Source organism: Mycobacterium sp. TH-M106 (genome assembly GCF_057473765.1).
Genome location: NZ_JBYCLE010000572.1, coordinates 1 through 1,512, shown reverse-complemented (window position 1 = coordinate 1,512; position 1,512 = coordinate 1). Strand labels below are relative to the sequence as shown.

Below are 1,512 nucleotides of genomic sequence, written 5' to 3'. Positions count from 1 at the left end.
CGATCGCGGCGAAGCAGGCGCAGTACGCCGAGATGTGGACCCAAGACGCCACGGTGATGCACAGCTACACCGCCAACTCGGCGGCCGCCACGAAGGTCACCCCGTTCACCCCCGCGCCGCAGGACACCAACCCCGCGCAATCCACCCGGGGCAGCACAGATACTCTGAACGATCTGGTCCTGAAGATAGGCAATATTCTTCAAAACCTTGGCACGAGCGGGCCATCGGCGCAGTTGCTGAACCTCTTGAGCGGCTTACCATCTCAGCTCGTTGAAGCTTCGGTGGCACTCACCACGGGATACCAAGCCGTGATCGGGGGGGTCGGCTTCAATATCGCGGGGATCACGGGAATCACAGCCATACCGGAGATGGCGGCGCTCATGTTCACTATTTGGTGGGTGGCGTCGCAGACAGCTCTGGGCGAGCTGGGGGGTTTGACGAGTTCCGGGTCGGCGCTGGCGGGTTCCGGGTCGGCCGCCCTGGTGGGTTCGGAGTCGGCGTTGGGTACGTCGGGTTTGGCGGGCTCGGCGGGTTCGGCGGGCCTGCGCGGTGCGGAGACGTCGGCGGGCCTGGGCCGGGCAGCGTCGGTGGGTGGGCTTACGGTGCCGCAGTCCTGGGGCTCCGTGACCCCGGAGGTTCGGCTTGCCGCGACCGCGTTGCCGGCTGCTGGTTCGGCGGCGTTGCCGGAGGCAGGGATGGCGGTGCCGGGCAGGCCGAGCAGGGCAGGCCTGGGCGGCCTGCCGATGGTGGGCAGCATCGTCAACGCGCCAAGGCATGGCGACTCGCGCTCCCGAAATGGCCTGCGCCCCAAGGTCAGGGCGGGGTCGCCGGGGGAGACGGGCGGTCACGGCGACACATCGGGCCGGCGTGCTTCAGATGCTGCCAGCCATGAACTCGACAAGCTGCGCAAGGAGGCTGCCGAATTGGCGAAGAAGCGCGATGCGCTGACACGTTCGGCGGTCACGATGCTCAAGCAACCGGCGAAGCCATAGCCGAGGGGATAAGGGGACACCAGTGACCGACAGTTTTGCGGCGTTGCCGCCGGAGGTGAACTCGGGTCGGATGTATGCCGGTTCAGGGTCGGGGCCGTTGATGGCGGCCGCGGCGGCGTGGGACACGTTGGCGGCGGAGTTGAGTTCGGCGGCGGACTCGTATCGGACGGTGATTGCCGAACTCACCGACGACGCGTGGTTGGGTCCGGCGTCGGCGTCGATGGCGGCGGCTGCGGGGCCGTATGTGGAATGGATGCAGACCACCGCCGCGCAGGCTGAGCAGACCGCCAACCAGGCCAAGGCGGCGGCGGCGGCCTACGAGGCGGCGTTTGCCGCGGTGGTGCCGCCGCCGGTGATCGCGGCCAACCGGGCGTCGTTGGCGTCACTGGTGGCCACCAACATCGTCGGCCAGAACACCCACGCGATTGCGGAGAACCAGGCGCAGTACGCCGAGATGTGGACCCAAGACGCCACGGCGATGCACAGCTACACCGCCAACTCGGCGGCCGCCACGACGATG

Annotated in this window: 2 protein-coding genes; both read left to right on the top strand. The window is 68.3% G+C overall.

What is annotated here, in order from left to right; genetic code table 11:
• A partial coding sequence (locus tag AC2VOP_RS19550; protein ID WP_486962505.1) for a PPE family protein, SVP subgroup occupies positions 1-992 on the top strand: 992 nt, incomplete at its 5' end.
• 70 nt (positions 993-1,062) lie between these two features.
• Positions 1,063-1,512, top strand: a 450-nt coding sequence (locus AC2VOP_RS19545; protein ID WP_486962506.1) for a PPE family protein, incomplete at its 3' end; no start/stop codon positions are given.